Genomic DNA, 25771 nt, shown 5'->3' with positions numbered 1-25771 from the left:
GCTCGACACCGGAAAAACCATCCAACGCCTGCTCAAGCGGCTTGCCGACCTCGGCTACCACCCTCAGCCGGCTGCTTCATCATGAGCGCTTCTTACCAGCCCCTTTGTTCATTTTGTTAAGGGTTCTTAGAGCGCGTTCCGCAATGCCGCCAGGTCGTCGCGCGCGATGGCAGCGACGTAAGCGACCGACGCGGCGATGCTTTTCGTCTTCTCGCTGGCCGTCGAACTCACGACCGCGTTAGCGATGACCTCGATTGAAGCGCACAGGCGGCGGGCCTTCTTCACCATACGTCGCGCGTGCCGCCGTTCCTTTTTCGATCCCGTGACATGAACCCTATGTATTGGTGAAGGGTCAATGTGCGCGTGCGCCGCGCGCGCCGCAATCAGACAACTCCGAATCTTCGCCCGCCGAGGGCTAACCCCTGATGGAGAACATGCAAAGGCAAACCAACGTGTACAACGATGGCCGCGCGCCGATCCACCTCATCGTCGACGGCGACACCATCAACGATTCGCGACTTGAACCGGGCGAAGAACGTGAACTTGAAGCGTCGACGCCCGGCATCATCGAACTTCGCGAACCCGGCGAAGACGATAACGCGGGCGTCGATGCCTGATCAGTCAGGCGGCGGATCGTTGTCTTCCCGCTTGCCGCTATGCTTTGCCGCCCATCGCCTGAACAGGCTTACGGTTTCCGAGTGACGATGCGGGTTCACTTCCCATAGCTGTATCACGTCGCCGCGCCGGAAAGCGAACCGCCCCCCGCGTTGAACAGGGTGCAGCGTAAATATCCCGGTATCGACTGTCGCTCAGTGCAGTGCCACAATCTCCGGCGTTCCCCTTGGGACGGAGTGAACAATGGAGTCAAAAATCAAACGCTTCGCGACATCCGGTACCGAGCGGGCAAAGATGTTTTTCTCTTGGCTAGGGCGAATGGGCGACCCCGTTTCAAAGTGGGGCCCAACTATCATGCTGCTGATCGGCGGGCTGTGGGCCTACTATCTGTTCGCCGTATCAGGCGCGTCGGATTGGACCATCAACCTCAATATCTCGACCGAGGTGATTCCGTACCACGACAACTTAGCGTTGCTGGTCGTCCATGTCCGCTCAAGAAATCCTCGTAATAGCAAGGTATCCCTCAATCCGCCAAATGATGCGTTCAAGCTAATGATCAAGGAACTGCCTAAGGGTGCGGACAAAGGCAGCATTATCGATCCCAACGACAACGTCGATCCGAAGGGCTTTTCGATGACGGTCAATTTGTTGCCAAAGGACGGCTATGATTTTGACCCGGGAGCAGATTTCGAGGATGCAACGGCCGTCGTACTCCCTATCGGAACCAAGGTTTGGCTAACGACCGAGCTCGACTATCGCGGCGACTTCGTATCGACGAGCAACATTGCCGTAGTCGAGCCGCAAGCGAGCGAAGCCAAAGCGGCGCATTGACCGGCAATGCCTACATGACGCCGACACAAAATCCAGAAAGCAAAAAGCCCGGCTATCGAAACCGGGCTAAATGCTTGATTTTACTGGTACGGCAGGAGGGGCTCGAACCCCCGACCCTCGGCTTAGAAGGCCGATGCTCTATCCAGCTGAGCTACTGCCGTAGTGATTGATCTCTGCGTGAAACCCGCGCCCGCATGGGTGCCGCCGGTTCCCTATCAAGCGAAATTCTAACCGAGCGGGCAAAAGACCGCGAATTCCGCTCCGCCTGCGCCACGCGATTCCGCGCCGTCGACATTGAACGAAGCACTGCCCGCCGCCCGCGCAGGGCCCGGATTATAACCGATCGCCCCGCGCCGCCATTACACCGGCTGCGGATGCAGCATGAACCAGCCGAGGAACAGAACCCCTGCGATCGCGCAGTACGCGCCGAACGACGCAAGACGCCCGCGGCCCTCGAAGTAGCTCATCAGGAAACGCACGCTCAGATACGCGGCGATCGCGGTCAGCACGCCGCCGAGCAGCGCGTCCGCGAGTTGGCTCGGCGCATGGAACAGCTTCGGCAATTCGAGCACGCCGGCCGCGAAAATGATCGGCGTGCCGAGCAGGAACGAGAACTCGGCGGCCTTTTCGGCAGTGAGGCCGGCCGCGTTGCCGGCGATCATCGTGAGACCGCTGCGCGAGAAGCCCGGAATCAGCGCGCCGATCTGCGCCAGACCGACGAAGAACGCCTGGCGGAACGTCAGCTTCTCCGGTGCCTGATGCGCGCGCGCGCGCTGCAGACGATCGCCGAACCACAGCAGCACGCCATTGACGATCAGCGCGATCGCGACGATCCGCAAATCATGAAAAATCCGCTCGAGCCGTTTTTCGAGCAGCAGTCCGACGAGACCCGCCGGAATCGTGCCGATGATGAGCGCCCACATCATGTGGCCGTCGTCGTTGCTGCGGCCGCCGAGCGAGGCGAAGAAGCCGCGCACGAGCGAGCACCAGCGCTTGCGGAAATACCACAGCAGCGCAAAGGCCGTGCCGAGATGGAGCGCCACGAGGAACGGCAACAATTGCGGTGCATGCTTGTCGATATGCATGCCGAACAGCGCGGGCACGAGCAGCGTGTGGCCGAGGCTGCTCACCGGAAACAGTTCGGTGACGCCTTGCAGCACGCTCAGAAAGATCAGAAACGACAGGTTCACGCGGCGGTCCTTGTAAGGAAAATGTCGGGGAACGGCGCGCCGCACAAAAAATAACACCGGCGCATCAAAAGCGCACCGATTATGCCTGGCTGCCAGGTCAGCGCCAAGCGTTCAGGCCACATTCGAGGAAATATTGGCGCGCTGCGTCACAACTCGAAACCGTTGTTACGCCGCGGCAAGGTCACGGGCTATGTACCGGGACACGTCGATGCGGGCGCGATACTGCGTGGGTGATGCTACGCGTTGCGGATGACAGCGTTCGGTCAGCGAGGACGCGTTTCGATCGAACTTGCGCAAACCGCGCGCGAGCGGGCGGCTTCGAGCCGCAACTCTTCCGGGCAGCCGATCCGCCGCGGGCGTCGATCGGAACCGAACGGGCGCGCCGAATCAGCGGCCGAGCGAGTGGAAGAAGTAGTAGGTGCTTGCCGTGAACATGCCGAACAAGGCCACGCCCATTGCCATCGCGAGATCCATAAAGCCTCCTGAGCCGATCGCGCCCCGGAAGTCGAATCTACAGGGCGATTTGACGATTATCGGCAAGGTTTACGCTTTTCCGACACCCGCAATTTCCCGGGAAGGGTTTCCCCGTAGCGCAAAGCAGCGCAAAATCGCTGTCTCGCCCGTGCGACTTTCAACCTTATCGAGCCACTCATTGACCATGCCTCTCTCCCCGGAACAGGACATTCTCGAGATCGCCCAGGACACCTCGGTGCTCCGTTTTTCGCCGCAAGCCGGCGGCCGTCTGCTGTCGTGGACGATCGACGGCGAAGAGGTGATCCACTGGCCCGAGCACGCCGACTGGAGCGTGCCCGCGCGGATTCGCGGCGGCAATCCGCTGCTCTTTCCGTTCCTCGGCCGGCATCGCGTCGACGGCAAGATCGGCTACTGGCGCGATGCGCAAGGCACGGTGCGCGAGCTGCCGATGCACGGCTTCGCGCGCGACCTGCCGTTCGAGGCGCACGCCGACGTGCATGGCGCGGGCCTGCGCATGGTCCTCGAGGACAGCGAGGCGACCCGCGGCTTCTACCCGTTCGGCTTCCGTTTCGAAGCGGCCTACAGTCTCGCCGACGCGCGCACGCTCGACGTGACGCTCACCACCACCAATACCGGCAAGACGCGCCTGCCCTACTACGCCGGCCATCATTTCTACTTCACGCTGCCGCACACGCAGCGCGGCGCGACCACGATCGAGCTGCCGCCCACCGTGCGGCATCGCCAGCTCGAGGACGGCTCGATCAGCGCCGCCGAACCGGGCGAGCCGCGCTACACGCTCGACGAAGCACGCATCCACGACCGCTTCCACTGTCTGAGCGGCACGCCCGACCAGCCGGTGCGGCTCGTCGCGCCGGGCCTCGCGCGCGTCATCACGATCGATCTGCGGCGGCCGGGCTCGGTGCCCTGGTACTGTGTGACGACGTGGACCGAGACGCCGCAGTCGGATTTCTACTGCGTCGAGCCGTGGCTCGGGTTGCCCGACGCGATCCATAACGGCATGGGCCTGCGCTGGCTCGAAGCGGGTCAAACCGAAACGGCGGCGCTGCGTATTCACGTCGAGAAAACGCGCTGAGAATGTGGCGTTTCACGACCCGTCGAGGTAACGATGCAGCACCGCCCGCAACGTTACGCGGCGGTGGTACCCACACTGCCATTTGGCGTGCTGCGACGCAAAACCGTTAGAATCAGACGCTTTGTCTCCTCTGCCGCGTGATCGGGATCGGCGCGCGGCAGCGCTTTGCGAGGTCCAATGCTGGAAACAACAAGAATCAAACGACTCGCCTGTGCGTCGTTGCTGGCGCTGCTCGCCGCGTGCGGGTCCGCGCCGGTCGGGCCGGGCTACTACCGGGTCGAACGGGGCGATACGCTGTCGAAAATCGCGCGCAGCAACCGGCAGTCGGTGCAGAGCATCGCCCGCTGGAACAACCTGACCAATCCCGACAGCATCGAGGTCGGCCAGGTGCTGCGCGTCGCGCCGCCCGGTGGCGCGGCGTCGACGAGCGGCGCGGTGCGTAGCGGCGGCGGCAATGGCAGCGCGAGCGCATCGGCCGCGCCGCGTCCGGCCACCGCCGACAATGCTCCGGCCACCGCGCCCGCGTCCATCTCGCTCGTCTGGCCCGCCGACGGCACCGTGATCCGCCGCTTCGACGGCGCCAACTCGAAGGGCATCGACATCAGCGCGGCCGCCGGCACGCCGGTCGTAGCCGCGGCGTCGGGCACCGTGGTGTACGCCGGCAACGGTCTGCGCGGCTACGGCAATCTGCTGATCCTCAAGCACAACGCCGACTACCTGACCGCCTACGCGCACAACCGCGTGCTGCTCGTGAAGGAAGGCGAATCGGTCAAGCGCGGCCAGAAAATCGCCGAAATGGGCGACACCGACACCGATCGCGTGATGCTGCACTTCGAACTACGCTATCAGGGCCGCTCGATCGATCCGTCGAAAGAATTGCCGCCGCGCTAGGACCAGGCGGCACGCGGCGCGTCGGCATCATGCGCGGCGCGTGCCGTATCGCGCGCACGCGGCAAACCGGGCGCGGGAACCCCGCGTGCTATAAACGCTCAATTCGAGGCGGCCTCGCTGCGGCAGCCGCCCCTTTCGTTATTTGCAAGGAATCTGACATGAAGAGCGCATTGGCGCGCGTCGCGACGGCCGCGGCGGTCGGTCTTGGCCTGCTGACGCTCGGCGGCCTCGGCGGCTGCTCGAGCACGACCACGATGACCTACCTGCCGAGCGGCGACACCGGCTTCGCGATCAACTGCAGCGGCAGCGACGCGAGCGTGAGCTGGGCCGAGTGCTACAAGCGCGCGGGCGAAGTCTGCGGCAATTACGGCTACGACGTGGTGTCGAAAGACGTCGACAACGGCGCGACGTCGGGCGGCTCGATCGGCGGGATTTTCGGCGCGAATGTGAAAAACCGTTCGATGGTGGTGCGCTGCAAACAGTAACGCAGGCTGTGCCGGCGAGCGCAATCGCCTATTCACCGGTTAGCGGCGGCGCCAGCGTCCGGAACGCGGATCGATGCGCACGGCAAAGCGCAATAACAGCCCCAGCGCAATGGGCCATACGCCGAGAAAAATGATCAGCCAGGTCATGACCCGTACGATAAAAGATAATCGGCCATGATCGGTGACGCATGTGAATTCGCAATGAAGGAAGCGAAATCCGCCCGGCAAAATCCCCACGCATCCGGCGAAAAAAAGCCCGGCACGGAGCCGGGCTAACGGGGGTTCGGCGCATATCGGCAAAGGACCGGTTCACCATGCGCCAGAACGAAATCTAACAACCTGCATTTACAAGCGCAATCCATTATTTTTGCGGTCAATGTGACAGGCCGTACGGATTCCGCAAATCGCGAACCGGAAATGTCGCAATGAGCCTGGCTAAATGCGCCGGCTGTTTGATCTAAAGCGGGACAAATCACATAAATGAAATTTCCGGCGTGCGCCGTCTGCCAAAGGGCTGACCACGTCTGCGGAAATCGGCCACAAAACAACTGACAAAAGATCATTGGCCGATTTTAACTAATAGGCCCAGCCCGAAACCGACTTTCTCGATACCGAATAAACTTGGTGCGCCAACGCACGCAACAGGCCGATTTCTTATTCGTCTATTATAAATAAGTCATTTTACCTTTTTCATTGCGAAATTCGCGAATAGCGAAATATTAATATCGGCATATCTACCGACAAATGATTAATCCACATTCAGCCGTGTTTCCCGTTCACTCAATCGGACCACAATCTGACAATTGCATCACAGGCGAAGCGTATGCAACGGTTGCGCGCATCGCCCGATCGCGCCGTTGAATCCAATAACCTGAAGGTTCAAAATCCGGGCATCAGAAATCGACGGAGGAATCGAAGGCTTCGATAAACATCGCAGCCATCGCTCCGCCAACCCGCACGAGCCGGACCTGCGGCCCGTCCGGCGAGCCCGCGCCGATGGTTTATAGTAACGACCCCGTTCGACCCCGCTTACGATGACTTCCAACGACGCCCCCCACAGCCCCCTGTACGCCAAGCTGCTCGGCGAAACCGCCAAGATCGGCTGGAGCGAACTCGAACGCTTCTTTGCGCGCGGCATGCTGCTGCGCGTCGCGCGCGACCTCGATCTCGTGAGTGTCGCCGAAGCGATCGCCAGCGACGACACCGCGCAGGTCACGCAATGGCTCTCCGCCGGCCTCGTCGAGCGCGTGCAGTCCGAAACCGCCGCCGACTTCGCGGCGCGCGACCCCGACCTCTGGGCCGTGGTCGTGTCCCCGTGGGTTTGCGTGCAGGAACGCGCTTGAGCGACACAGTAGAAAACGCCGGCCCCCTCGCGCCCGCGCTGCCGGTGCGCTGGCACCGGCGCGTGCTCGCGCTGGCGTTTCCGATCGTCCTCGCCAACCTGACGCAGCCGATTCTCGGCGCGGTCGACACCGCCGTCGCCGGCCATCTGGACGATGCTTCGTATCTCGGCGGCGTCGCGCTCGGCGGGCTCTTCTTCAACTTCGTGTTCTGGGGCTTCGGCTTCCTGCGCATGGGCACGACGGGCCTCGTCGCGCAGGCGCACGGCGCGGACAACCATGACGAGCTGCGCAACACCGTCGTGCGCGCGCTGCTGATGGCGGCCGCGATCGGCGCGGCGGTGCTGCTATTGCAGGCACCGCTGATCGGCTGCGCGCTGCGCCTGATCGGCGGCAGCGATGCCGTGCAACGGCACGCGCAGATCTATTGCCATGCGCGCATCTGGGCCGCACCGCTCGCGCTCGGCAACTACGTCGTGCTCGGCTGGCTGCTCGGCACGCAGCGGGTGCGGCTCGCGCTGCTGTCGCAGGCGTTCATCAACGGCGTGAATATCGTCGCCGTGCTGCTCTACGTCTATGCATTCGATTGGGGCGTGGCCGGCATCGGCGCGGCCACCGCAACCGCCGACGCGCTCGGCTTCGTGCTCGGCCTCGCCCTGCTGTGGCACGGCAGACCGCGCGGCCTGCCGAAGCTGAGCCGCGCCGCCGTATTCGATGGCGCGGCGCTCAGGCGGCTCGTCGTGCTCAATCGCGACATCTTCGTGCGCACGCTGTGCCTGCTGTCGTCGTTCGGCTGGTTCGCGCATCTCGGCGCGCGTCAGGGCGATGCGACGCTCGCGGCCAACGCTCTGTTGCTCAACTTCCAGACCTTCATGGGATACGGACTCGATGGCTTCGCGCACGCGGCCGAGGCGCTCGTCGGCGCGGCAATCGGCGCGCGCGACCGCCGCGCGTTCACGCAGGCGGTCAGGATCACCGCGCTATGGTCGGCCATCGGGGCGGTGGGATTCGCGCTCGTCTACTGGGGCGCGGGCGCGTGGATCATCGGGCGGCTGACCGATCAGGCGGCGGTGCGCGCGGCCGCCGACACCTATCTGCCGTGGGCGGCGCTCTCGCCGGTGATCTCGGTGTGGGGCTTCCTGCTCGACGGCGTGTTCATCGGCGCGACGCGTACGCGCGAGTTGATGTTGTCGATGTCGGTATCGCTCGCGGTATTCGTCGCGGCATCGTCGGCATTGCTCGCGTGGTACGGCAATCACGGGCTGTGGCTTGCGCTGCTGATCTTCATGGCCGCGCGCGGGGTGACGCTCGTGCGTTATTTGCCGCGCGTTTCGCTCGGGATTGCGGCGGCATAGCGCGTCGCGTATCTCTTTGTGTCGAATATCTCTTTATTGCGCCGCAACCCGGCCGCGCCGCGAGCGCGCGAAATCGGGAACGCTGCGCTGCGCCGGTTTTTCGCGGGACGACAGCCGGTTACGGATTGAAACAAGCGCATACATATCACATAACGCACGCACCCTAGAATGATTTCAGCCCGTGCTCTCCGCGCGAACAGTCAGCGCGGGTCAGAGGTGCCGGCGTGCCCGCGCCGGCACTTCGCCTCCCTCCCCTCGCCGTTTTCATTTCGCAGACTCGCTCGCTGACGCGCTTCGCGCGCTTTCTTTGTCACGCTTTCTTGGTCAGTTTGTCAGCGGTCTTTCCGTGCGGCTTCTCGCTACGCTTGCTGGCTGCGCTTCCGCCTGAGCTTCTTATGGGCACACCTGATGGGCATTTTTAACGCGCGCCCCGCCGCTTCACGCGTAGCCAGCCGGCGCCGACCCGCGTGGCATGCGCAGCGTGCTCACTCCGCCGGCGGCGCGGGCACCATCGAGGGCGGCCGATCGTCGGTCGGCACGCCGTGGTAATCGGCGGGATCGTGCGGCGGGCCGCCGTGGTGGCCGGACGGATTGTCCGCGCAGCCGGCAACGCCGGCGCACAGCAGCAAGGCAAGGGTTAGAACGCGGATCATCGGCAGTCGTCTCCGGAGCAAAAGGTAGGCGGACAAACCGTCCGCCGGCGCGCCGAGAGTCTACCCGCAAAGCGCGCGGCATGACGCCGTCGCGCGCAGGCCCGAGCGGCCATTTCGTGAGATTTCGCGTGCCCTGATCTACTATAGGCTCATGGCCGAACGTTTCAGGAGACTGCCATGGACGCTGAATCGATCGCAGGTCTGATCGGACTCGCAGTAGGTCTGCTCGTGCTGGTGGCGCTGTCGGTTTTCGAATCGAAAACCTACCGGCGCGAACACGACGGCGAAGGCATGCTGCATCACTGGACGCATCAGCATCTGCATATGCCGCATTGGAAGTGGCCGCGACATTGAGCGCCGCATTCGCAGGCACCCGGCGACGATGATCTGGCGGCGCTCGAACCGCTGCGTTGGATGCCCGGATTGCGCTCCCGATGGATGAAGCCGCACTCGGCGTCGCGATGAGTTTGCGCGCCGAGTGGCGGGGGGCGGTGCGCGCGGGGTATTGCATGTTTCAGGCTCGTGGCCCGGGTTCTTTGCCTTGCGCCGAGGGGTACATATAGACCAAAACAGACCAAACGATTGACGCGATCGGCTGGCTCCGCCTATAATCTTTGGCTTGTCGGAGCGTAGCGCAGCCTGGTAGCGCATCTGATTTGGGATCAGAGGGTCGAAGGTTCGAATCCTTTCGCTCCGACCAATGAAATCAAGGGGTTACAAGCTTTTGCCTGTAACCCCTTTTTATTTCTCGGCCGCCATGTAACCGGCATGTAACCACGTTGCTGCGCCGCCGATGCATGTCTTACGCCTTGCCTCGGGGTCGCGGCGCGCGCCGACCTCTGCTCTTCGTACGACAGGCCTGTCTCCCCTTCCAGCTCAGCGGAGGTCTTATGGACGCCGAGCTCGTTCGTCGCCTTGTCCTGCCAGTAGAAGATCTGACAGAACAGCACCGCGGCGTTGACGCCGCCGAGGTATCGGGCGAGAAAGGGGTAATAGGCGATCGGGCGGCCGAGCTCGCGCAATACGTCTGCGACTCTCATCGCGGGCCCTCCCCGTCAGCTTCACCCGGCCCAAACTGTATATACAAAAAAGATTGCACCACAATCAATCTGTATCTACAATCTGATTCATGGACATCGAATACGACCCGACGAAAAATGAGAAGAACATCAGCGAGCGCCAGTTGTCATTCGAGCGCGTCCGCGAGTTCCAATTCGAGTCGGCGCTCATCCGCATCGACGAGCGTCACGATTACGGCGAGACTCGCTACGTTGCAGTCGGGTATGTCGGTGACCGGCTTCACGTGCTGTGTTTCACGGAAACCCAAACCGGCATCCGCGTAATCAGCTTCAGGAAGGCAAACGATAGGGAGGCAAAACACTATGGTGACCGCACGCAAACGACTGACTGACAAGGAAGGCGAGGTCCGCGAACTGACGGCGGCCGACCTCGAACACTTCAAGAAGGGAACCGATGCCCTGCCGTCTTCACTCCAGGCAAAGCTTGGCGTGCGCGGCCCGCAAAAGATGCCGACGAAGGTCGCGCTCTCGCTGCGCCTCTCGCCGCAGGTGGTGGACGCGTTCAAGGCGTCGGGCTCGGGCTGGCAAACGCGAATCGATAGCGCGTTGGTCGACTGGCTCAAGACACACTCGCCGGACGAAGTGACGGCGTGAGCGCGCCGCCTGCTACAGATGGCGCGGAAGTTCATGCGACGCCTTCGCGTATGTGTCGGGGAATGCCCCGCTGCGCATCGATGCGCTGTTCACAGTAGGGCGCATCGGTGCACGCGTCTAACGCCAAAGAAGCCAGTTGTAGCCTGCGACAATTCCGCGTGCCCGCGGAACCGGACATAGATCGCGGTGGCTGGAGAGTTATCGCGCGACGATTTCGTTGGAGAGTAGTTGCGCGAGCGCAGTCGAGGTCTGAGCTGCCGTGATGCCGGTCGGCCAGACCAGTTCGCTCGCGTTTACTTCCGCTTCGCGAGCTATCACTGTGCCGGGTGCATCTCCAGGCGTGGCATCGACGAAGCCGAATGAAATGGCTGCGGCGTTCTGCGAGCCGTCGCTCGCCGACGGGTTCAGCGGCACATACACCGCGCCGATCGCCTCGACCTCGATCGAGAACTCGTCGCCCGCGACGAACGCGGTACCGCCGGCGGTGATCGTGAACGCGATCTGATTGCTGAACGCGCTGCCCGCGGTCGCCGTGCCTAACGAGTTGCCGTAGGGGTCGGTCACAGCGAAATGCGTCGCATCGGTCGCGATCGCCGAATACATACCGAGCTGCGCGCCGGTAACGACGGGCGTACCGGCCGTCGCGATCGTGCCGTTGCCGGTATTGGTGTTTTCCTGCGCGGCGTTGCCGGGCCACGCAACTGCCACGCCACCAAGCACGACGCCAAGGACGGTGCCTGCATAGATTGTCGTCGCGCCGCCCATCGTTACGGCATCGCGCGAGCGGTGCCCTCGCGCTTCGGAAACGAGAAAGCCGCCGGCGTGCCGGTTTTCGGTCAGGAGAGTAGGCATATCGTGATCCTCATTCGATCTGGTTGACAGGGTGCAGGCGCCTGATGCGGAAAGAACCAGCTTGAACTGGTGGGAAACCGCTTACGCTTCATCGCCTGCTGCCGGTGTTTTGCCCCACCGCCGGCCGGGGGCTGCTTCGTGATTCGGGTTCGAGCAACACGTTGAGCTCTGCGACCATCGTCACACGCAGATCGTCGGTCAACTCGCGTATTGAGTCCGCGCTGGACTCTGGCAACCCGAGCTTCTCGACCACCTGGTCGGATAGTCGGTCCAATCCCTTACCGAGATGCACGAGCATCTTCGTGATCACCTGACGCATGATCTCGGCCTGCACGAGCTCGCCGCGGTCGCGCCGCAGCTTGTCTTCGAGAATCTCTGCCTGCACGGCGTCGCGCCGCTGCCGTGCGGTCTGCTCGCCTTCATGTACCGCCCTCCGACCGACCGAGGCTGATGGATCTATGTTGCCGCCATCCTCTGCATCGAAGGGGGTGTCAGTTTTGCCATCCCCTTTGCTTGGGCTCAGGTAGCGCATAACCGCGGCGCCCTCGAATTGCCACTGCACCCCACGGGAACCCCGCTGCAGAACAGGAAAGAGCCGGTCAATCTCGAGCCGATGATCAAGCGTGGGCCGAGACCACCCCAAAAGCGCGCAGAGTTCGCGTTTGCTCAGACCGACGCTCGCCGCGGGTGCGGGATCAGTGCGTTTGGCCATCGACGGTCTCCGGGCTAACCGAATCGGCCAGCATGCCGGCGTGTCCCAGCGAGGCGCCCAGGCGATCGAGCGCCGCGCCCAGCTCGGCGACGAGTGTCTCGATCACACGCCGCATTGCCTGAATGCGCGCGAGCTCGGCATGGATGTCCCGCACCTGATCAGGCGACAACATCCGGCGGCCGCCGTCGGTGGCGCTAGCCAGCGAATGGGGTGCCGGCGTCGCGACGAGATGCGCGATCACCGCACCCAGGTCGAAGCGCCATCCGCCGCCTCGATTGCCGCGCCGCAGCACAGGAAAATCCGCGTCCTCTGCGAGACGTCGATCAAGGCGCGGGCGAGACCATCCAAGCGCTTCGCAAAGCTGCTTTTTATCGATCGATGTAAAGGGCGGAAGTAAAACGCCACTTTCCTCATGAGTAGAAAGCGTATCCATCATCCGGACTCCGAGGCATGCTGGTTATGGGTTTGCGTGGATTTTTTACAATTTCAGCAAAAATGATTAGCGGCCCGTCGATGTAAAGTAAAGCGTTTTCATCGGACAAAAGAACGGCAGAAACGGGCGCGCGCAATGCCCGCGATGATCCGAAAGGCAGCGAAGGACCCGTAAGCTTTTCGAAGGCATTGGAGGCCTTCCCGACCGGTCTCCTTCCTCGCACCGACTGTCGAAGACTCCCCTGAAGCAGCCGAAACAACCCTCCGAAGGGCCGATCCGGGGCAAAAACACACGATGACCGGTAGGGATCGTATTTCCTTGTCATTGCTGGGTTTGCGGGGCGTTGTTCGCCACTGGCGCGCCAGCAGGTTGAACGTGTAATCCGAATCCGATCTGCTCGGCCATGTTGCGTTGACCGGCGATCACAGTCGTCATATCGATCTCGAGATACGCCGCGGTGGTAGTCAGGTTCTTGTGGCGAAGCACCCGCTGAATGTCCTGTACTGGAACGCCCATCCGGCTCAACTGGGTGGCAAACGTGCCTCGCAGGCGATGGGCCGTGATGTGAGGGGCTCCGACGGCCCGGTTGGCCTCCAGCATCGCGGAACGTGTGAAGCCGGGCGTGTAGGGCTTGCCATTGGACTTCGCGAGCATCAGTCCGGCCGCCTGCCGTCGCTCGAGCAGATAGCTGAAGAGCCAGTCCGGGACCGGCAGCGGGACGGCCTCGCGGCCCTTGGTACGGCCGGGCGTATAAACGTGCCGCTCGACATCGAGCCATTCCCAGCGGGCCGAGATGGTCTCCGACTCACGCAGGCCGAGCCCGAGCATCAGCCGTATAGCTGTCCGCACGCCCTCTCGCGAACCTTTGCGTTTATCGATGATCGTCAGCCAGTCCTGCACGAGCGAGGCCGGGAGCGTCGCCCGCGGTTTCTTCTGGATCTTGAGAGCCTTCACGCGAAACGGGACGGCTGGAATGACGCCGCGGCGCACCGCCCAGTTGCACAGCAGTCTCAGCACCTTGAGCCATTGGTTCGCTGACACTGGAGCATGCGTCTCGAGATGACGCACGCGGGCGAGCTCGACGCGATCGGTCGTGAGCTTGTCGATGGGCGTGTCACCGAGGCCATGAAGATGCAGTCGGCCGAGTGTCTCGACCACCTTGACGTGAGCCCGACTGGCACTTGCTTCGTGAATGATGATCCATTGAGTAATGAGCTCCCGAAGCGTTGGGATCTCGCGGCCGCCGCGAGCCCACAGCTTTGCTTCACGAAGTGCTCGTTCGGCGACCTGTTCGGCACGTTGCCGATCCGTTTCTCGAGTGGAGCGCTGCACGCGTTTGCCGTCGATGCTGCGCCTGTAGTGCCAAAGGGCGCCAACGCGGAAAAGTTGATAGGTCATGACGTCCGTTGTGCGATCGGCGATCTTTCTTTATGAGGCACGACGGATAGTGATCCTTCCCGTCGTAGCAACAGGGAAGGTCACTGTGCCCAATGACGTCCATGCAGACGTAGTATCGGAAATCGTGTTATTGCTCGCAGACGCTTGCCACGATGATGCCAGTGTGTCGGCGCTTATTCCTTGGGAACTTGAAATATACGAACAACCCATAGAAAAGATTGATTTGGTTGCCGTGCTTGTCGAAATAAATATCTTGCGGTACCGCGAATCCGCACCTGAGATCACGAAGCCGTTCGCATACCCGGAATTGGCGTAAGGAGTGCTCGATATGTTGTACTGCTGTTCCCACGAGAAAAAGTTCGTATGGGACGTATTGTTGGGAAGCAAGACTGTCGCGGTGTTTGAACCAGTGTTGCCCATGAAACGGAATTCCATTTCGTACGATTGCTCATCATTGCACGCAATATGCAATGGGACCGTCGTGGCTGCAGAAATATCGATATACGCAGCCTGGCCGACAGGCAGAACAATGTCAGAAGACGCGCCCGTATTATTGATGGGAGCGGCATATGCCCCGATCAGTGATTGTATTGCAGTAAAGACCTGGTTGTAGGTAGTTTTGCTGGGCGTCAGAGCGGCGCCCTCCACAACGTTCAGCAGCTCCATCATGATCATGTTCATGAAGTCGCTGCGAAGCTCGGTTGCGGCTTGTCCGGACGCGGGATTGCCATCCGTGAAAAATCCGGCAATCCCAGCGGCGGCTGGCGTCGGCAATGTCGACGACACCGTCGGATCATCATATTGATACATTCTTTAACTCCTGATTTGATCGGCATTGCTACATCTTGAGGCTGGCCATTAGATAGCAGATCCGATTAATGCTGACGTGCCGATATTTGTCGACGCCACAACCCTGCCTCTCGTTGTGACGCGCGCCGTTGTGCCTGCTGGAGGGTTAGCGAAATGAACATCCACCCGCACCTGGTCGCTGCGCGAAGCCGTGTCGCCCGAATCTGCATTGCCCGAGGAAGTTGCAACTGTTGATGAAGCTCTGTTTCCCTGCATGCCCGAGAACGTCGCTCGCGTGATCTGATCCATCGAATAGGGCATAGAGCCGTTCTCCGCGCGAATCATCCCGGATACAAGCGCCGCGACTACCTTTGGGTCCGACAGGTTCGGTATATCGCTCGCACTCAAACCCGTCGCACGCGACATCAGCCCTGTGTAATTGGCAATCTGCAGTGGAGAATTGCCCGTGCGTGCGCCTCCGGTCCACTTATCCTGAATTTGCGCGAGCGTCAGGCCTTGATAGTTGCGCTGGAGATTATCAACGGCCGCTGCGATGCCCTGTTCCGGGTCGTCGAATATCTGCTCCTGATGGTTGAGAGTGAGATTCAGCGGATTGTTGCTGCGGATGCCGAGGGCGACACGCCCTTGCGCGGACGCTACCGCGGATGGGCCTGGCGAAGCGACAGGCGTGCTCCCCGAACCCGGCGGCTTCCAACCCGGTTTTGACATCTCCGGTGTCCACCCTCCGTTCGCCAACGCGTACTGCTCCTTTTTCCGGATATCAGCAAGTTTGTCACTTTCTCCCGTATTGAGATCCTTACTGTGAGTCAACCCGAGGATTCCGGTAACGATAGGATTAGCCGCGATGGGCGCAAGAAGCACTCCTACCTTCGCGAGCTGGGTAACGAGACTGATCGCGCCCGCTATCGGCCCAGCGAAAGTGATGCCGGCAACGGCCGCGGCCACCGTCTTCAAGCCCCCGATCTCACCGACAAACCTCTCGGTGCTCCCTATCGCCTTGTCCCAATCAATACTTTCGATCCACCCTGCCAGCTTCGGGCCGTATCGGTCAACGATAGGAATCAGTTCGTTTGCCACTTTAGTCAGCGCCGGCGCGAGCGACGCACCAGCCGAATTGGTGAGCTTCCCGACAGCAAAATCGAGAGCGACCATCGCTTCGTTATACCGGTCGCCCTGAGCGATCTGCTGAGGCGTCATCGTCGCATTGAGCGCCCGCATCTGCGCGATGCGTCGATCCAGTTCGCCGGCACCCTGTCCGAGTAGCGGGGCAAGTCCCTGGGCACCGAAGAAACCAAGAAATTCGTTGCGCGCCTGTGCGTTTGGCAGCTTCGCAGCAGCGTTCGCAATATCGTGCATTGCTCGCGCGATGTCGATCGATCCACCCTTCACACGGTGAGTGCCGATATTGAACTGAGAGAGGACTCCGGCCAGGAATGGGCTTCGGCCAGCCTGTGCATCTTCGAACGCTTTGCCCACTGACTGCAATCCACTCGTCATTGACTCACTGGACAGGCCTGCGAGCTTCGCGGCACCTTGATATTCCTGCAACTGGGTAGTGCCCATACCGATGTTATATGCGGTGTTCTTCATCTCGACCGCACTCTTACCCCAGCTATGCGCAATCGCTGCTACACCAGCGATAGTTCCTACACTCGTCAATGCAGCAATAGGAGGCACGATCGATCCGATGCGACGCGCTGTGTCGCTCGCAATGTTTCCGACCCTGTCGAGACCACTGCCGAGTTTGTTAAGGCCGGTTTCCTTCGAGAATGCAGCCACCGACGCGTGCACGTCCGCTATCGGCTTCGTGATCTGAGCGATCGCCTTGTTGACGCCTTGGGCGACCGCTGTTGCCTTGTCTGTGGCGCTGATTGTTATCGCGAAAACGTTCGGCATCTTGGTTCTCTTGTCAGTTGACGGAAGCGTTGATCCTCTTGCATCACTGATAACATCACGCGCCGCCGCTGTTTGCACTGTCTGGCGGTAGCGCTCCTATCCGGCGCCATTCGTCGGAGATCGTGTCGCCGTCATCATGGAAATGCAGATTCGATGCACTGTTTGCGCTGTCCGATGGCAACGCTCCTATGCGACGCAATTCGTCGGAGACCGTCCCGCCATCGTCCCCAGTGATGCCAAGCGCTGCTGCGCTTGCATTGATATCGTGGCGCGGCGCCGGCGTGCCGGGATAGCGAACGTCCATCGTCCACTTGCGCCGTTGTTCTGCAGTTTGCGGCTGCTTCGACCGGCGCTCCCGCTCGTCGTATTCTTCTTCTGATCGGCGAATGCGCTCAGCGGCTTCGTCGTACCTTTTCTGCTCCAATGCAGACCGTGGAGGCTTCTCTGCCTGCTGCGGCTGCTGCAGTTTCGGTGCGTTGAACGGCTTATGGCGCCGGAGGGCGTCGACCACGGCGTTGATTTCACGCAGCGAGAGGGAAACTTCTTCCGGCAGCGTCGCCGGCATAACCTCCTCAGTGAGCAGATCAGTCCCGGTGACTCGCGCGGGCCCGAATCCGTCATGACTAGTGCGATAGGCTCGCGGCGAAATGATCTTCAGGTTGCTGAGGAGCAGCCTGCACAGACCACCGGGAAATTCAGCGTCTACAGCGCGCGCAACGGCGACTACCTCTATGAGAGAAACGCGGCCGGCACATGCCTCACGCAGATCGATCTCAAAGCCCCCGTTAGCCTGTTCCCTTTGTCCCGCCAGCACGGCGGTGAATTCTGCTTTGACTTCTACGATAGCCGCATCTGCATCGCGAGCCATGCCTAGGAGTACAGCGCGCGCCGCCATGGCTCGCTCGATTTTTCGTTTCATTTCCGCAAAATCGACCGCGGCTTTGTCGGCCGCCTTTACCGCCTTGGTCACGTCGGTTTTCGACGCACCATTAGCTGCTACCAACGCTTCGCACTTGATTGCCTCGGCCTGCAATTGCGCGGCGATTTGCTCGAGTTTCGGAAGCTCGGTGCTCGCAGACTCGAGGTCCCGAGCGTTTGCCTCAATGGCAAGCACAGCATTCGCGCGACTCTCAAGGGCCGATTGAACCTGTGACATGGCAGTACGCAGTTCGGGCGTGAATGCCAGTTCGACGAAGAGATTCATGGCCGAATCTCCTGTGTCAGGAGGCGCGAGCGCGCTTGAACGCCGCGTCCCAGCCCGGATGCAGTTTCACGGTACCGGTCGACCTCTTTCCACGCGCCGCCGCGCGGAGGGGGCGCTCCCAGCTTTTGACGGCAGCTTGCTGTCGGGCGGCGCTAGCAATGGCGCCCCAAAACTCGCGCGATTGCGACAAAGCCTCATTCGATTGTTTCTTCACCGTGTTTTCCTCTCGCTGGCTCAAGCGAGATTCCGAGGCGATCTGCTGACGTCCGTAAGCGACGGCGGCGAAACGCACCAAGGTTGAGCGGTTCCTCATCGTGTTCTCCTTCCGCTGGTTCGAGCGAAGCGCTCGATACCGCCAGCGGGTGATCACACGTTGAGGCCAGACACACGTGCGTGGCAACCGAACACACAGACGAGCCGTTGGAGTACGGCCGAATCGAGGCACCCTGAGAAAGTGAGCACAGCAGAACGCTCTAGCGGCGGCCGAACGGATCCCAATCGGCCCTCTGCCCTACAGCGAGAGGCTGCGCAGCGCGAGCCCTTTTGATCGCTCTCGTCACTACCGTCTTCGAGCAACCAAAGTGCGCTGCGGTGCGCTCCAGATGCTTCCCCTTGCCGTCCTTTTCATAGCGCGTATGGGTCTCCAGCATCGCGGCGTCGCGCTGAGGGCCTGGCGACAAATTCCGGATGGCTGCGTTGTCGACTTCGAACGACATGCTTAGCTCGCACGATTCGAAGAACAAGCGCAACTGGGGTCGTGAGAAGCCCATCCTGTGGTCCCATCCGCCGTTGCAATCGCGACCCTCACGGAGCGCACGAAGAGCGAACCAACCAGTGTCCTGAGCTCTGGGTTCGAGGCGGTATGTGATGCCGTCTTGATGCTGCAGCCACTCCGGTGCCGAGGCCGACTCGCTCAGGAGGTTCCAAAGACAGGTTGCGATTTCCGCCGGCGATCGTTTTTCCGCTTCGGCGATCGCAAATACCAACTGACGGACGGATATGAATTCACTTTTGCGATTTGATAGTCCAACAGTCTCGCCCATGCTCCCCTCGCACGCCCCGGTAGGGAGCCGCGCCAGCGGGCCGGGGTAGCCCGCGTTTCGCCTGGCCGGGCTAGGCGCGACGAATCGATTATGCCGGCCCGTGATACCGTTTACAACCGACCGTGAGACGGGAAGCTAAGCGTGTCGAAAAAGGAAACGCCGCGATGTCTGATGTCGGGCAGACGATGACTGATCATCCGGCTCAGTTCGGCCATGAACGGTCAGTCGACGCCGCGGCGTAGATCGTCGACAATTATGCGTCGCACGCCAAGCACCGCAGGCGTTGTGCGATCAACCCAGACACAAAGATCACAACAATGAAAATGGCAGGCGTAATGCTTTACTTGCTGGGGATAATTATTGGCATGACCTCATTCTCGCTCGCGTACATTTACTGGGTGAATAGTCCCGTCGGACTTCCGTGTCATTCGGTAGGCTATGATGGGACGCTCGAAATAGAGAATCGCTTCCTGGGCAAGGAGATATCTTTTCTCAACAATGGAAAATCCATGCTCTTGGCACGAGAGGCAGGACGTCATCGTGGGCCTTTCCCGATGACGATGTTCGACGGAATACCGTCTGGATCGCCCATGCATTTAGAGTATTGCGGCCCTGCCGTCGTACGGATGAATATTGGCGATCGCGAAATCATCAAGCGCACCCAGAAAGAAGCCGAAGATAGCCGAAAGGCGGGCATGCTGCAGTGGGGACGGGGTGTAATTCTCGGCGTTTTGGCTGTGCTATTGGGCCGCGGGTTGGCACGGCGCGCACCCGATTAAACTGACCGTAGTTCCAGTCAAGGCCATCTCTGTTCGCAGCAACGAACGTCGGCTCTGGGCGGGCCGCAACGTCAGATTTGGGTCGGTCGCCGCCCGTTGCCTCTCAAAAACTGTTGGGACCTGATCTGACCATACATCTGGAGCGATAACCGCATTTCCCATTATCGACCGGTACCGCATTGCGGCGATCCTCGCCGAGCATGGCAAGCGCCAGCCCAATCCGCTCTTTTGTGTAATTCATTTGTCAGAGTTACTCCGAAAAACAGGCCACGCGGGGGAGGGACACGCAGCGCAAATGGGGGATTGGGGGATTGCCCGAAAAATCGTCGTAACTACCTGATTCAAAAGAAAACACGTTGCCCCCAGTTGCCCCCAATGACTCGGGGCGCCCCCTCCGAATGGGGGCACAAAAAATAGGCAGCATCCGCGAATGGGGGCAAAACGGACCCGACTAGGGGCAATGCACATCAGTCATTTTCGCGCTTTCATGGCCTTATTTCTTCTTTCTTTTCAATGATTTAAAGAGAGAGAATATGAGTGGAGCGCAGGAAAGTCCAAAAATGGACTAAGGGCAAAATCGACCCGACTAGGGGCAAAATCAACGCAACTCGGGGCAGTACTCTTCTCAAGAATCAATGACTTACGAGCAGCCCCCCCAAAAAAACCCCATTTCTCTGCACTGCCTGTGCCTTCCCCGCGAGAAAAAACGGCCGCACGGCTCGGACACCCCGACGTCGGCCGCATGCACGGAATCGTCCAGCTTGCTGGAGTCGGGTGCCCGAGCCCGAGGAAACCGGTCATGTCTGGTCTCCCTGAAGCGAATCGGTCGCGAGGTCTTCGCGGACCGAGACGTGCAGGCCGAACGAAGCGAGCCGGTCCAGCGAGAGCGGCGTGAGGTAGCGAACCCGGCGGGTATAGATGCGCCGTTCCACTTCCTTCTCACCGACGATGACGTCGGCGTTCTTCAACTGCCCCTTGAACACGCGATCGGACTTCACGGGCAGTGCGTTCCACTTGTCGCGAAGCGCACTCGTATGCGCGATGTGGTCCATTACGTGCCCTGTGTTGAGCAGCAGGCAGAATTCCCCGTCGACGACGCCAAAGGTGTACGGGTGCTTGTAGTTGCCGCAGTCGATCTCCGAGAGCGCTGTTTCCAGAATCCATACCCACGGTTCCCGGTCGGCGCTCGTCTCGGCGATATGCCCATTCATCTCGGCAAACAGGTCACGCGGAAAGTCGCCTTCGTCAGGATCCACGCCGGCGAACTCGCAAAGGTATCGCCACGCGAGCGCGATGGCCGCATAGTTGCCGGCCATGCGCCTCGCGCCGTCGTCCTCGCCGCTCGCGCGGCAGTTGGCGCGCGCCCTGTCGCATAGCGCTGCATACTGGTCGAGGACAGCGCGCTTACCCAGCGAGGCGAGGAAATCGAGCCATTGCCTCAGCGGGAAGCGAGGCAGATCATCGGGCAACAATGGTCCGTGCTTGCCGGTCAGCGTCGTGCGCACGAGCTTGCCGAGCAGGCTGCGCACCGGCACGTCCTCACCCGCCAGCATCACGGGAGCACACAGCAGATATTCCGTCATGTCGCCGCCGCGGCGCGTCACCGTGTACTGGTAGTTCTCCTGCAGCAGCCCGACGGCCTTGTCGATCACGTCCTGCCGCCGCGCGGATAGCTCTTCCCAGCCGACTGGATGGCTCGTATGGCTGATGCTGGTCAGAAGCCGGAACTCGGTCTGCAGAGACTGCCCCGAAAACATGGTGAACGCCAGCGTGCGCTCGAGACGCTTGATGAGCGTCGATTTGCCCGCGCCCTTGTTCGCCTGGATCGTGATGTGTGGCCAGAAGCCTAGCAACGCCTTCAGGTGGGCTCCGAGCGCCCACACGAGTGGGATTGTGGCCGCGTTCTGTTTGAACGTCCCTTGATAGGCGACGATGACGCGGCGCGCGTCGGCGATCGGCCCGCTGGGGAACGTCAGGTTGTGGTATGGGCACTGCTTCTCGGGTTCGGTGAAGTAACAGTCCGGCCCCTCGTTGACGGCCGGGGTACCGTTGCGCCAGGCGAGTCCCACGAAGTTCGAGGCCTGTCGCGCGCCGAGGTCAGCGCCGCGCTCGAGGATGTTCACCATCCGTTTGAACGGCGCCGGCGCCCAGATCGGACCGAACTTGCCCCACTGGTCAACGTTGTGGAGCTGATCGTCGAGCATCACGCGGCGAATGAGCTGCGCGCCGTGACGAGGGGCCTGCACAGACACAGCAAAATAGACAGTCGGCGCCTGGTCGGCGTCGCCAGTCATCGTCGATGTGGCACTGGAGACGGACACGCGGCTGATGGACGCGATTCGGAAGCCGCACAGGTCGGTCATGATGGGCGTCTCGACGCCCGACTCTTCGTTGCGGTCCATCTTCGTGACGTAGCTGGTGAAGTCAGGCCGCGTGCGGAAGCGCCAGTACTGCGCGAAGTCGTGCGACGGCAGGAAGATGCGCGGTCTGCCGCGGCGTGCGGCATCGCCCGGCATCCCGGCAATGAGCCACGGCTCGATCTGCTCGAGCGCGCGCGCCAGTTCGGGCGCCCCGAATAGCTGCAGGTAGTCGTTCACATCGTTGATGGGACGGCGTGTCTTTTCACCTTCTTCCAGATCGGCGAGCCACTCGGCCTGGTCGACGAGCACGGCGCTGATGTTGAGTGCCGTGAGCCGTTCGTAGAGTGCCCACGCGGCTTCGGGCCCCGGACGGTGGCCCGCGCGTGGATGGCCGTCCGCGAACGGCTCGTCGTTGTCCATACAGATCACAACCTGCTTGCCGCGAAGGAACGAGAAGTCGATCGCGTCGACGTTGGCGAGACCGCGCAGCGCGAGTGCCGCCGTGCCACGCAGCGCGCAGGTATCAATCGAAAGTGCGTTAATCGCACTCTCGACGATATACACGCGCCGGGCCCCGTCGAGTCGGCGCGCATCGGCTGTCCAGAAATATCCGGACTTGTCTCCTTGGGTTTGCGTCTTGACGTCGCCGTTGAGCGTCGGGTCGAGATAGCGCATGTCGACGGCAACGACGCGCCTATCGCCGGGCGCGCGAACGATGAATGCTGCCGCCGGGCCGCCGTGGCCGACATCGCCCGCGGCGACCCTCGGGCTCGTCCAGGTATTAAATCCCAGCGAATGCGTGCGGAGCGCCGCGTCGATTGCTTCAGTCGAGATGCCTCGAGCGGTCAGATATTGGTGCACGCGATCGCGTTCGGAGAGGCACCGGTCGGCGATGTACTCGACGGTCGATTTCTCGCGCCGCTCATTCGGGACCGGTCGGTCGATCGGAATGCCGTAGACGTCGTGCAGATAGCGCGCTGCATCGGCGACTGTTCCGCCGCGCGCGTGCATCACGAGATCGATGCACGAGCCGCCGACGTTCGCGCTGTGGTCGCGCCAGCCGGTGCCGTGCTTCGGATGGTCGATGTAGATCGACAGGGACGGGGTGCGGTCCTCGTGCTGCGGGGAGTGATAGAGCGCTCGATCTCCGCCCCGGCCGCGTTTGAGGCCGAGGCGATCTGCGAGATCGTGGAGATCGACGTGCTGCTTCAGTTCGTCGATTGTGGCCATGAATGGCTCGCCTCCGGAGCAAAAATGTTCTCGAAATAGCTCAGTTCGCCAGCGGCACGCTCCGAATAGACTGAGCAGAGCTCCATTCCAATATCGATCAGCGCCATCTCGTCAGGCATCGACGCGCCGTCGGCGCCGATGACGGTTCGCAGCACCCGGAACAGCGCGCCTGCACGCGCAAGAGCTGCACCGGCGTCGCCGATCTCGTCGTGCGCGCGGCGCGCGAGCTCGATGAGCTTCATGTCTTTAGTGGCCATAGCGCTCGGCCTCCAGGACGAATTTTTCGTGCGCGGCGCGATAGTCGCGCGCGGCGCAATGCCCGACGCGTATGCAGGCCTCTGCCGCAAGCCGGCAGGCCGGCGATGCATCAACGGGAATTTCGCGAAGGAGCGCTTTAAGGGCGTCTGCGAGTATGGTCGCTACAAGTGCGGCGTCCCCAAACCTATCGGCCGCAGCGTTGAGCGTCGCCGCAATCTCGATTGCGTCGAAGGACGGCCGCGCATCGTCACCGACATCTCCTTTACGGGCGGTATCGTTCACGGCCTTAGTCATGGATATCCTCCGTGATTGCGACCGCAGTATCTCCGCCGTATATAAGTTTCAGGTGAGTGATGCGGCCCTGGGAGTCTGAAAGACTGCTGGGAAGCGTGACATAGCGCTTCCCATTAACGGCCTGAACGTTGTAACCCCACACGTAGTCGATTCGCTCGCCATCTTCGTCATAGAAACGGCCTTTACTGCAGGTGACCTTGTAAAACCCGTATGGCTCAACGATAGAGACTTCACCAATGTAGCAGTCGATCGCGCGATCGCCGACGTTGAGTCGTGCGAGACATGGCGTATCTGCCTGCAGAAGCGCGATCGTGTTATACGCAACATCGCATCCGGGGTCTGGCAAGAGTCCTTTCGTTCGTGCTGCAAACACCACGCGCCCGAGTTCACGGTCAAGTGCCTTCAGCACGGTTATGTCGTAGTGTTTCGCTTCGCTCCGCAATTGACCGAGCGCTTCGAGCAGTTCCTCTGCCAGCTCAAGCGTCAGACCGTAAATAACCGTTGTGCCTCTGTCGCGAATGTAGTGAGTGAGATACTTTCCCTCGAGACCAGCACGCACGAGCAAGTCCCGGCAACGGCGCGTGATGTGAATCTCTTTCAGCGCGACGTCGTCGTGGCGCGCCTGCAGTGGCGTGACGTTCGCCTTAGCCATTGCTCGCCTCCGTTGACTGCTGCAGCGTGTCGTCAAATCGTTCGACATGCGCCTCATACGTAATCTGTTGCTCGATGAAGTCGCATTCGCGTTGCTCACAAAGGCCTATGCCCAGATTGGCCAGTCGGCTCATCAGTGAGCCGCTCGGCGCGGCAGCGGCTATCGCTTCGAAGATCGCGGCCACGTCGACGAATGACGCAGCTGCTGACGCGAACTGGCCGACGGCCATCTCAACGAGGGAAAGAATTTCCTTCGTGTCGATCTGGTCGGTTGCGCAGGTTTTTTTGTTAGTCATGTTTCACCTCCGCGCGCTTGAGTTGCTGTTTCAGGACGGTGCGAACCACTTGCACGACGCGCGGGGCGTCATCCGCATCGATCCGCAGAGCGCCGTAGCCCGTCAAAATAGTGAAGCCGCGCTCCATGTCGACGATATGCTTCGAAAGCGCATAGTCGATGCGATCGACTTCCGGATTTGTACGCGTGGGATGCCTGCTTCGTCGTGTAGGACTACTCTTCGACTTTGACACGCCAAAAGGATCAACACATCGTGCCTGCAGTGCGTCCGGATCGGATGCCGTCGCCGTGCCACCGTCATTCCCGGCAACCGCCATCAGCGCACGGAGGCTCTCATCGGTGATTCCGGACGAGTTTTCGCCGATCTGGACGCGCGTTAGCTTGCCCATCTTCGCGAATCGATAGACGGTGTTTCGCGAGACGCCGAGTGCGGCGGCCGCGGCGCTGATCCGATGCAGCTTTGGAAGAGGTGCGCTCATTTCTGCACCTCTTCACGGGCAAGTTCGGCCAAGTGGCGCAGCGCGTCACCTGTCACGTCGAGCGCGTCAAAGACGGTCGGCGCGAGCGCTGCAGCGCGCAGCGCTTCGCGAACGATGAGGGTGATGTCTTGCGGGAGAGCGGTCGGCGCGCCACCATCGATTACTCGCTGTCCAGTTCGATCGTCGCGCCCATCGCGCGCATACGAGCGAGGATGCGATTCAACATCGCTTCGTCCAGCTCGAGCAACGCAGCCATCGTGAACAACATCTGTGCACTCATCTGCCGGCCGTTGTCCGGATTCGGGTTGGTGTATTTCCGCCAGTGCTGATCCCCGGCTAGCCAAGCCAACTCGGCCATTTCCTTGCCGGTTTTTCTGAGCGAGTTCTTCAGTGCCGAAAGGTCTTCCGGCGAGGGAGGTGTGTATTTGATGGGCATGGATGGCCCCGCGGCACGCGGGTAACGTGAGCTTCATGGTT

General features: G+C 61.3%; 32 protein-coding genes and 2 tRNA genes. 12 read left to right on the top strand and 22 right to left on the bottom strand.

Features of this window, described 5'->3' with window-relative positions; genetic code table 11:
- Positions 1 to 126: 126 nt before the first annotated feature.
- Positions 127 to 288: a hypothetical protein gene (locus G3N58_RS16300; protein WP_167043125.1), complete on the bottom strand. Its 162-nt coding sequence runs from the start codon at positions 286 to 288 to the stop codon at positions 127 to 129.
- A gap of 146 nt (positions 289 to 434) precedes the next feature.
- On the opposite strand from G3N58_RS16300, the gene G3N58_RS16295 reads away from it, so the two are divergent.
- Both G3N58_RS16295 and G3N58_RS16290 read left to right on the top strand, forming a co-directional pair.
- Positions 435 to 617, top strand: coding sequence for a hypothetical protein (locus tag G3N58_RS16295; protein ID WP_167043123.1), 183 nt, complete (start codon positions 435 to 437; stop codon positions 615 to 617).
- 241 nt (positions 618 to 858) lie between these two features.
- Positions 859 to 1446 carry a hypothetical protein gene (locus G3N58_RS16290; protein WP_167043121.1) on the top strand — a complete coding sequence of 196 codons (588 nt, stop codon included), beginning with the start codon at positions 859 to 861 and terminating at the stop codon, positions 1444 to 1446.
- Positions 1447 to 1530: 84 nt separating this feature from the next.
- On the opposite strand, the gene G3N58_RS16285 is transcribed toward G3N58_RS16290, so the two are convergent.
- The 3 genes from G3N58_RS16285 to G3N58_RS16275 form a co-directional block, all read right to left on the bottom strand.
- Positions 1531 to 1607 (bottom strand) — tRNA-Arg (locus G3N58_RS16285).
- A gap of 198 nt (positions 1608 to 1805) precedes the next feature.
- Positions 1806 to 2636, bottom strand: coding sequence for an undecaprenyl-diphosphate phosphatase (locus G3N58_RS16280; protein WP_205999646.1), 831 nt, complete (start codon positions 2634 to 2636; stop codon positions 1806 to 1808).
- A gap of 387 nt (positions 2637 to 3023) precedes the next feature.
- The gene (locus G3N58_RS16275) at positions 3024 to 3176 is read right to left on the bottom strand and encodes a hypothetical protein (RefSeq protein ID WP_167283532.1); all 153 of its coding nucleotides are present in this window, start codon (positions 3174 to 3176) and stop codon (positions 3024 to 3026) included.
- A gap of 118 nt (positions 3177 to 3294) precedes the next feature.
- On the opposite strand from G3N58_RS16275, the gene G3N58_RS16270 reads away from it, so the two are divergent.
- From G3N58_RS16270 to G3N58_RS16245, 5 genes are all read left to right on the top strand, one after another.
- The gene (locus tag G3N58_RS16270) at positions 3295 to 4203 is read left to right on the top strand and encodes an aldose epimerase (protein WP_167043118.1); all 909 of its coding nucleotides are present in this window, start codon (positions 3295 to 3297) and stop codon (positions 4201 to 4203) included.
- 177 nt (positions 4204 to 4380) lie between these two features.
- Positions 4381 to 5094, top strand: coding sequence for a peptidoglycan DD-metalloendopeptidase family protein (locus G3N58_RS16265; protein ID WP_205999645.1), 714 nt, complete (start codon positions 4381 to 4383; stop codon positions 5092 to 5094).
- A 158-nt stretch (positions 5095 to 5252) separates the two neighbouring features.
- Positions 5253 to 5579 carry a hypothetical protein gene (locus tag G3N58_RS16260; protein WP_167043114.1) on the top strand — a complete coding sequence of 109 codons (327 nt, stop codon included), beginning with the start codon at positions 5253 to 5255 and terminating at the stop codon, positions 5577 to 5579.
- Positions 5580 to 6613: 1034 nt separating this feature from the next.
- A complete protein-coding gene (locus tag G3N58_RS16250; protein WP_167043112.1) occupies positions 6614 to 6922 on the top strand; it encodes a DUF2288 domain-containing protein in 309 nt (102 codons plus the stop codon).
- Positions 6919 to 8274 (top strand): MATE family efflux transporter, encoded by a 1356-nt coding sequence (locus G3N58_RS16245; protein ID WP_205999644.1) that lies wholly within the window; start codon positions 6919 to 6921, stop codon positions 8272 to 8274. Before G3N58_RS16250 ends, G3N58_RS16245 begins: the two co-directional genes overlap by 4 nt.
- 485 nt (positions 8275 to 8759) lie before the next feature.
- On the opposite strand, the gene G3N58_RS16240 is transcribed toward G3N58_RS16245, so the two are convergent.
- Positions 8760 to 8927, bottom strand: coding sequence for a hypothetical protein (locus G3N58_RS16240; protein WP_167043108.1), 168 nt, complete (start codon positions 8925 to 8927; stop codon positions 8760 to 8762).
- Positions 8928 to 9104: 177 nt separating this feature from the next.
- Here G3N58_RS16240 and G3N58_RS16235 point away from each other — a divergent pair, with 177 nt between their 5' ends.
- Together G3N58_RS16235 and G3N58_RS16230 are read left to right on the top strand one after the other, a co-directional pair.
- The gene (locus G3N58_RS16235) at positions 9105 to 9281 is read left to right on the top strand and encodes a hypothetical protein (protein WP_167043106.1); all 177 of its coding nucleotides are present in this window, start codon (positions 9105 to 9107) and stop codon (positions 9279 to 9281) included.
- A gap of 269 nt (positions 9282 to 9550) precedes the next feature.
- Positions 9551 to 9627 (top strand) — tRNA-Pro (locus tag G3N58_RS16230).
- On the opposite strand, the gene G3N58_RS16225 is transcribed toward G3N58_RS16230, so the two are convergent.
- A complete protein-coding gene (locus G3N58_RS16225) occupies positions 9590 to 9967 on the bottom strand; it encodes a hypothetical protein (RefSeq protein ID WP_205999643.1) in 378 nt (125 codons plus the stop codon). The two genes, G3N58_RS16230 and G3N58_RS16225, sit on opposite strands and share 38 nt — an antisense overlap.
- An 89-nt stretch (positions 9968 to 10056) precedes the next feature.
- On the opposite strand from G3N58_RS16225, the gene G3N58_RS16220 reads away from it, so the two are divergent.
- On the top strand, positions 10057 to 10338 hold the full coding sequence (locus tag G3N58_RS16220; protein ID WP_205999642.1) for a BrnT family toxin: 282 nt from the start codon (positions 10057 to 10059) through the stop codon (positions 10336 to 10338).
- The gene (locus G3N58_RS16215; RefSeq protein ID WP_205999641.1) at positions 10310 to 10600 is read left to right on the top strand and encodes a BrnA antitoxin family protein; all 291 of its coding nucleotides are present in this window, start codon (positions 10310 to 10312) and stop codon (positions 10598 to 10600) included. The genes G3N58_RS16220 and G3N58_RS16215 overlap by 29 nt, the downstream gene beginning before the upstream one ends.
- Positions 10601 to 10798: 198 nt before the next feature.
- On the opposite strand, the gene G3N58_RS16210 is transcribed toward G3N58_RS16215, so the two are convergent.
- The 9 genes from G3N58_RS16210 to G3N58_RS16170 all read right to left on the bottom strand — a co-directional run bounded on the left by G3N58_RS16210 (position 10799) and on the right by G3N58_RS16170 (position 18948).
- On the bottom strand, positions 10799 to 11452 hold the full coding sequence (locus G3N58_RS16210; RefSeq protein ID WP_205999640.1) for a head decoration protein: 654 nt from the start codon (positions 11450 to 11452) through the stop codon (positions 10799 to 10801).
- An 88-nt stretch (positions 11453 to 11540) separates the two neighbouring features.
- Positions 11541 to 12164 (bottom strand): hypothetical protein, encoded by a 624-nt coding sequence (locus G3N58_RS16205; protein WP_205999639.1) that lies wholly within the window; start codon positions 12162 to 12164, stop codon positions 11541 to 11543.
- Positions 12148 to 12600: a hypothetical protein gene (locus G3N58_RS16200; protein ID WP_205999638.1), complete on the bottom strand. Its 453-nt coding sequence runs from the start codon at positions 12598 to 12600 to the stop codon at positions 12148 to 12150. The genes G3N58_RS16205 and G3N58_RS16200 overlap by 17 nt, the downstream gene beginning before the upstream one ends.
- A gap of 318 nt (positions 12601 to 12918) precedes the next feature.
- On the bottom strand, positions 12919 to 13995 hold the full coding sequence (locus G3N58_RS16195) for a site-specific integrase (RefSeq protein ID WP_205999637.1): 1077 nt from the start codon (positions 13993 to 13995) through the stop codon (positions 12919 to 12921).
- Between the two features lie 30 nt (positions 13996 to 14025).
- Entirely contained in the window at positions 14026 to 14805 is a 780-nt protein-coding gene (locus G3N58_RS16190; RefSeq protein WP_205999636.1) for a hypothetical protein, read from the bottom strand.
- Between the two features lie 48 nt (positions 14806 to 14853).
- Positions 14854 to 16701, bottom strand: a complete 1848-nt coding sequence (locus tag G3N58_RS16185; RefSeq protein ID WP_205999635.1) for a hypothetical protein — start codon at positions 16699 to 16701, stop codon at positions 14854 to 14856.
- A gap of 55 nt (positions 16702 to 16756) precedes the next feature.
- Complete coding sequence (locus G3N58_RS16180) at positions 16757 to 17905, bottom strand: hypothetical protein (protein ID WP_205999634.1); 1149 nt, start codon at positions 17903 to 17905, stop codon at positions 16757 to 16759.
- Between the two features lie 16 nt (positions 17906 to 17921).
- The gene (locus tag G3N58_RS16175; protein WP_205999633.1) at positions 17922 to 18218 is read right to left on the bottom strand and encodes a hypothetical protein; all 297 of its coding nucleotides are present in this window, start codon (positions 18216 to 18218) and stop codon (positions 17922 to 17924) included.
- Between the two features lie 160 nt (positions 18219 to 18378).
- A complete protein-coding gene (locus G3N58_RS16170) occupies positions 18379 to 18948 on the bottom strand; it encodes a hypothetical protein (RefSeq protein ID WP_205999632.1) in 570 nt (189 codons plus the stop codon).
- 317 nt (positions 18949 to 19265) lie between these two features.
- Between G3N58_RS16170 and G3N58_RS16165 the strand changes: the two genes are divergently transcribed.
- Positions 19266 to 19727, top strand: a complete 462-nt coding sequence (locus tag G3N58_RS16165; protein ID WP_205999631.1) for a hypothetical protein — start codon at positions 19266 to 19268, stop codon at positions 19725 to 19727.
- A gap of 797 nt (positions 19728 to 20524) precedes the next feature.
- Here the strand turns inward: G3N58_RS16165 and G3N58_RS16160 are convergent.
- The 7 genes from G3N58_RS16160 to G3N58_RS16130 all read right to left on the bottom strand — a co-directional run bounded on the left by G3N58_RS16160 (position 20525) and on the right by G3N58_RS16130 (position 25730).
- Positions 20525 to 23317 carry a toprim domain-containing protein gene (locus G3N58_RS16160; RefSeq protein WP_205999630.1) on the bottom strand — a complete coding sequence of 931 codons (2793 nt, stop codon included), beginning with the start codon at positions 23315 to 23317 and terminating at the stop codon, positions 20525 to 20527.
- Positions 23296 to 23574, bottom strand: a complete 279-nt coding sequence (locus tag G3N58_RS16155) for a hypothetical protein (protein ID WP_205999629.1) — start codon at positions 23572 to 23574, stop codon at positions 23296 to 23298. Before G3N58_RS16155 ends, G3N58_RS16160 begins: the two co-directional genes overlap by 22 nt.
- Complete coding sequence (locus tag G3N58_RS16150) at positions 23564 to 23869, bottom strand: hypothetical protein (RefSeq protein WP_205999628.1); 306 nt, start codon at positions 23867 to 23869, stop codon at positions 23564 to 23566. Before G3N58_RS16150 ends, G3N58_RS16155 begins: the two co-directional genes overlap by 11 nt.
- Positions 23862 to 24521 (bottom strand): hypothetical protein, encoded by a 660-nt coding sequence (locus G3N58_RS16145; RefSeq protein ID WP_205999627.1) that lies wholly within the window; start codon positions 24519 to 24521, stop codon positions 23862 to 23864. Before G3N58_RS16145 ends, G3N58_RS16150 begins: the two co-directional genes overlap by 8 nt.
- Positions 24514 to 24816, bottom strand: coding sequence for a hypothetical protein (locus G3N58_RS16140; RefSeq protein ID WP_205999626.1), 303 nt, complete (start codon positions 24814 to 24816; stop codon positions 24514 to 24516). The genes G3N58_RS16145 and G3N58_RS16140 overlap by 8 nt, the downstream gene beginning before the upstream one ends.
- Positions 24809 to 25294, bottom strand: coding sequence for a helix-turn-helix domain-containing protein (locus G3N58_RS16135; RefSeq protein ID WP_205999625.1), 486 nt, complete (start codon positions 25292 to 25294; stop codon positions 24809 to 24811). The genes G3N58_RS16140 and G3N58_RS16135 overlap by 8 nt, the downstream gene beginning before the upstream one ends.
- A 160-nt stretch (positions 25295 to 25454) precedes the next feature.
- Positions 25455 to 25730, bottom strand: coding sequence for an XRE family transcriptional regulator (locus G3N58_RS16130; RefSeq protein WP_205999624.1), 276 nt, complete (start codon positions 25728 to 25730; stop codon positions 25455 to 25457).
- Positions 25731 to 25771 lie beyond the last annotated feature (41 nt).

Source organism: Paraburkholderia sp. Ac-20342 (genome assembly GCF_017104985.1).
Classification (GTDB): domain Bacteria; phylum Pseudomonadota; class Gammaproteobacteria; order Burkholderiales; family Burkholderiaceae; genus Paraburkholderia.
The sequence above is the reverse complement of the archived record's forward strand: the minus strand, read 5'-3'. Positions and strand labels throughout refer to the sequence as shown.

Excerpts from the sequence above, each read along its gene's own strand:
- G3N58_RS16300 (WP_167043125.1), bottom strand. The coding sequence starts at position 288 with ATGGTGAAGAAGGCCCGCCGCCTGTGCGCTTCAATCGAGGTCATCGCT.
- G3N58_RS16295 (WP_167043123.1), top strand. The coding sequence starts at position 435 with ATGCAAAGGCAAACCAACGTGTACAACGATGGCCGCGCGCCGATCCAC.
- G3N58_RS16290 (WP_167043121.1), top strand. The coding sequence starts at position 859 with ATGGAGTCAAAAATCAAACGCTTCGCGACATCCGGTACCGAGCGGGCA.
- G3N58_RS16270 (WP_167043118.1), top strand. The coding sequence starts at position 3,295 with ATGCCTCTCTCCCCGGAACAGGACATTCTCGAGATCGCCCAGGACACC.
- G3N58_RS16265 (WP_205999645.1), top strand. The coding sequence starts at position 4,381 with ATGCTGGAAACAACAAGAATCAAACGACTCGCCTGTGCGTCGTTGCTG.
- G3N58_RS16260 (WP_167043114.1), top strand. The coding sequence starts at position 5,253 with ATGAAGAGCGCATTGGCGCGCGTCGCGACGGCCGCGGCGGTCGGTCTT.
- G3N58_RS16250 (WP_167043112.1), top strand. The coding sequence starts at position 6,614 with ATGACTTCCAACGACGCCCCCCACAGCCCCCTGTACGCCAAGCTGCTC.
- G3N58_RS16240 (WP_167043108.1), bottom strand. The coding sequence starts at position 8,927 with ATGATCCGCGTTCTAACCCTTGCCTTGCTGCTGTGCGCCGGCGTTGCC.
- G3N58_RS16235 (WP_167043106.1), top strand. The coding sequence starts at position 9,105 with ATGGACGCTGAATCGATCGCAGGTCTGATCGGACTCGCAGTAGGTCTG.
- G3N58_RS16225 (WP_205999643.1), bottom strand. The coding sequence starts at position 9,967 with ATGAGAGTCGCAGACGTATTGCGCGAGCTCGGCCGCCCGATCGCCTAT.
- G3N58_RS16220 (WP_205999642.1), top strand. The coding sequence starts at position 10,057 with ATGGACATCGAATACGACCCGACGAAAAATGAGAAGAACATCAGCGAG.
- G3N58_RS16215 (WP_205999641.1), top strand. The coding sequence starts at position 10,310 with ATGGTGACCGCACGCAAACGACTGACTGACAAGGAAGGCGAGGTCCGC.
- G3N58_RS16210 (WP_205999640.1), bottom strand. The coding sequence starts at position 11,452 with ATGCCTACTCTCCTGACCGAAAACCGGCACGCCGGCGGCTTTCTCGTT.
- G3N58_RS16205 (WP_205999639.1), bottom strand. The coding sequence starts at position 12,164 with ATGGCCAAACGCACTGATCCCGCACCCGCGGCGAGCGTCGGTCTGAGC.
- G3N58_RS16200 (WP_205999638.1), bottom strand. The coding sequence starts at position 12,600 with ATGATGGATACGCTTTCTACTCATGAGGAAAGTGGCGTTTTACTTCCG.
- G3N58_RS16195 (WP_205999637.1), bottom strand. The coding sequence starts at position 13,995 with ATGACCTATCAACTTTTCCGCGTTGGCGCCCTTTGGCACTACAGGCGC.
- G3N58_RS16190 (WP_205999636.1), bottom strand. The coding sequence starts at position 14,805 with ATGTATCAATATGATGATCCGACGGTGTCGTCGACATTGCCGACGCCA.
- G3N58_RS16185 (WP_205999635.1), bottom strand. The coding sequence starts at position 16,701 with ATGCCGAACGTTTTCGCGATAACAATCAGCGCCACAGACAAGGCAACA.
- G3N58_RS16180 (WP_205999634.1), bottom strand. The coding sequence starts at position 17,905 with ATGAATCTCTTCGTCGAACTGGCATTCACGCCCGAACTGCGTACTGCC.
- G3N58_RS16175 (WP_205999633.1), bottom strand. The coding sequence starts at position 18,218 with ATGAGGAACCGCTCAACCTTGGTGCGTTTCGCCGCCGTCGCTTACGGA.
- G3N58_RS16170 (WP_205999632.1), bottom strand. The coding sequence starts at position 18,948 with ATGGGCGAGACTGTTGGACTATCAAATCGCAAAAGTGAATTCATATCC.
- G3N58_RS16165 (WP_205999631.1), top strand. The coding sequence starts at position 19,266 with ATGAAAATGGCAGGCGTAATGCTTTACTTGCTGGGGATAATTATTGGC.
- G3N58_RS16160 (WP_205999630.1), bottom strand. The coding sequence starts at position 23,317 with ATGGCCACAATCGACGAACTGAAGCAGCACGTCGATCTCCACGATCTC.
- G3N58_RS16155 (WP_205999629.1), bottom strand. The coding sequence starts at position 23,574 with ATGGCCACTAAAGACATGAAGCTCATCGAGCTCGCGCGCCGCGCGCAC.
- G3N58_RS16150 (WP_205999628.1), bottom strand. The coding sequence starts at position 23,869 with ATGACTAAGGCCGTGAACGATACCGCCCGTAAAGGAGATGTCGGTGAC.
- G3N58_RS16145 (WP_205999627.1), bottom strand. The coding sequence starts at position 24,521 with ATGGCTAAGGCGAACGTCACGCCACTGCAGGCGCGCCACGACGACGTC.
- G3N58_RS16140 (WP_205999626.1), bottom strand. The coding sequence starts at position 24,816 with ATGACTAACAAAAAAACCTGCGCAACCGACCAGATCGACACGAAGGAA.
- G3N58_RS16135 (WP_205999625.1), bottom strand. The coding sequence starts at position 25,294 with ATGAGCGCACCTCTTCCAAAGCTGCATCGGATCAGCGCCGCGGCCGCC.
- G3N58_RS16130 (WP_205999624.1), bottom strand. The coding sequence starts at position 25,730 with ATGCCCATCAAATACACACCTCCCTCGCCGGAAGACCTTTCGGCACTG.